Genomic DNA, 2,131 nt, shown 5'->3' with positions numbered 1-2,131 from the left:
TCAGGTCGGCGTCATCCACGCTTCACCCCCTTCTTGACAGCCGCCTTGCGTGCTTCCTTGAAGAAAGCGAGGTCTGGCGACTTGTTCTGCAGCTTGGCGTTCAGCAGGCCCAGGCGGATGACACCTTGGATATTGGCCGCCGTGTTGTTGAGTTCGTGGGCCACTGCTGGCTCCACTTTGCCTGCGCGGATGTCTTTGTAGAGACCCGTCAATTCATTGGTGAGTGCTTCGAGGTTCATGGTGCGACTTTCTGTTTTCTGAGTTCACGTTTGATCAGCATCTGGGTGCGGAAGATCGGGAGCACTTCGTCGGGCACGTCCTTGCTGGTCAGACCGACAGACCCGTATCCGTGCGCCACGATGCCCCGAACACTGGCATCGTTGAGGTCCTGCCAGCGCTGGGCTTGGTTTGCCAGTCGGCGCTCGCGGTGGCGTTCATAGTCTGCGCGCCGGAGTTCCGCTACACGCTCGGGGTTGGCCTCCCTCCATCTGCGGACGCATTCGCGTTCCTTTTCTGGGTTGGCCTCGCGCCACGCTTTGTTGCGAGCAAGAATTTCCTCTTTCTTGCGCCGGTAGTAGTCCTTCTTTTGCACGCTGACCTTGTGCTTTTTCCAGGTGAGTAGATGCGCGTCGTGTAGCACCGTCGGGTATCCGGTCATCCACGCTGGCGGCGTGTAGTACTCCGGCGCGAGCATCGAAGCGTCAAACTTGCGTCTTGGCATGTTGGCGCTCCAAAATCGCCGCATCAATCGCCTCGCGAACCGTGGGCTTCTGCGCGCCGACCTGACGCACAGGCGTGCCCTCCAGCACGGCGAACTGCCCGTCGATGCACATGACCTTCCACTGGTAGGTCTGCAGCGCGTCGAGGCGCAGCTTGTTCAGGTTGGCTTTGTAGAGGTGGGCGACGAAGCCCAGGCCCAGCAGCGCGAAGCCGATGAGGCCAAACCATTCGATTGGTGTCATTGGTGTTNTTGGCTTTGTAGAGGTGGGCGACGAAGCCCAGGCCCAGCAGCGCGAAGCCGATGAGGCCAAACCATTCGATTGGTGTCATTGGTGTTTCTCCAGGCGCTGGCGCACCATCTTGAAAGCGGTAACGAGGATGAAGAACGCTGCTCCGGCACCGAGGGCAAGCAGCGTCATGCCGATTGCAAAAATCCATTCGAGTGGGGTCATGTGCTCTCTCCTTTGTTGACGACCAGCAGTGCGGCGATGCACACACCGATGAAGACGCCTGCGAACAGGCCGACTGCGAGGCCGATGGTGAAGTCATCCATGGGTGGACTCCTTGTGGAATCGGATGTCAAAGTCCGCAAGGGCGTCGTCTGCGTGTTTGGAGCTGCCGAATTTCAGTTGAACGCCGATCCAAAGTTCCTTGCGATAGTCGCGCTGGGGGATCACTTCGAGCGGTTCGAGCATCTGAATCTGGCCGGGCTTGAACATCTCGGCGAGGTAGGCTTCGATGGCCGGTGCTACGCCGTCATGTGCACTACCCGGGGCGTCATAGAAAGCCATCATCGCCTTCCGTAAGCACTCACGGTTGAGTTCCATCACACACCTCCTTCCGTCTTGCCCGCGCCGTACTCCAGTTCGAGCAGGAGCTGGCAGTAGTGAATGACCTTGCGCACGTCGTCGGCGCCGTGCTTCTGGCGGTGGCGCGTGATGTACTTGACCACGTTACCTTCGGCGAAGCCGAGCTTGTTGGCGTGGATGTACTCGATGGGTTGGATGGCGCAGTCTTTGTAGTGGGTGCCGCCGACCTGCACGTCGAGCGCGTTGGGCACCATACCGATGGGCAATTCAGCCTTCGGCTGCTCCGTCCACGCTTGGCCGTCGAACGTCCAGCCGAGGGCGCTCAGGGTTTCTTCGGCGAGGGTGGCGCTGTCGGAGGGCTGCGGGGCTGCGGCTTTCTCGGCCACTTTGTAGGCGGCGATGTCTGCGTTACCGCAGTGGTTCCACATATATCTGTCGGCAGGACCGTGCTTGGTCGAGCGGCCGATCCTAACTTCGACCACCTTCCCGCGCGTTTCCGCCGGCTGCTCACCGCCGCGCCAGATCGTGAAGCCGTTCTCGTCCTTGACGAGTTCGATCAGGTCGCTGTTGCTCTCTCCGTCATAAAACTCAGCGCCAGTGTC

The 2,131-nt window shown here is 60.1% G+C and carries 6 protein-coding genes; all 6 read right to left on the bottom strand.

The features are described 5' to 3' along the window. Positions 1 to 11: 11 nt before the first annotated feature. Complete coding sequence (locus I6F49_RS20120) at positions 12 to 239, bottom strand: hypothetical protein (protein ID WP_114488325.1); 228 nt, start codon at positions 237 to 239, stop codon at positions 12 to 14. Beyond that, on the bottom strand, positions 236 to 721 hold the full coding sequence (locus I6F49_RS20115) for a hypothetical protein (protein WP_114488326.1): 486 nt from the start codon (positions 719 to 721) through the stop codon (positions 236 to 238). The genes I6F49_RS20120 and I6F49_RS20115 overlap by 4 nt, the downstream gene beginning before the upstream one ends. After that, positions 702 to 962, bottom strand: coding sequence for a hypothetical protein (locus tag I6F49_RS20110; RefSeq protein ID WP_114488327.1), 261 nt, complete (start codon positions 960 to 962; stop codon positions 702 to 704). Before I6F49_RS20110 ends, I6F49_RS20115 begins: the two co-directional genes overlap by 20 nt. Positions 963 to 1,046: 84 nt before the next feature. Beyond that, a complete protein-coding gene (locus tag I6F49_RS20535) occupies positions 1,047 to 1,172 on the bottom strand; it encodes a hypothetical protein (RefSeq protein ID WP_267907111.1) in 126 nt (41 codons plus the stop codon). A gap of 93 nt (positions 1,173 to 1,265) precedes the next feature. Further along, positions 1,266 to 1,547: a hypothetical protein gene (locus tag I6F49_RS20105; protein ID WP_114488328.1), complete on the bottom strand. Its 282-nt coding sequence runs from the start codon at positions 1,545 to 1,547 to the stop codon at positions 1,266 to 1,268. After that, a partial coding sequence (locus I6F49_RS20100; RefSeq protein WP_197181739.1) for a DUF3310 domain-containing protein occupies positions 1,547 to 2,131 on the bottom strand: 585 nt, incomplete at its 5' end. The genes I6F49_RS20100 and I6F49_RS20105, both read right to left, overlap by 1 nt.

Origin of the sequence: Pseudoalteromonas sp. SWN166 (assembly GCF_015864485.1) — a bacterium.
In the GTDB taxonomy this organism is placed as follows: Bacteria; Pseudomonadota; Gammaproteobacteria; order Enterobacterales; family Alteromonadaceae; genus Pseudoalteromonas.
The sequence above is the reverse complement of the archived record's forward strand: the minus strand, read 5'-3'. Positions and strand labels throughout refer to the sequence as shown.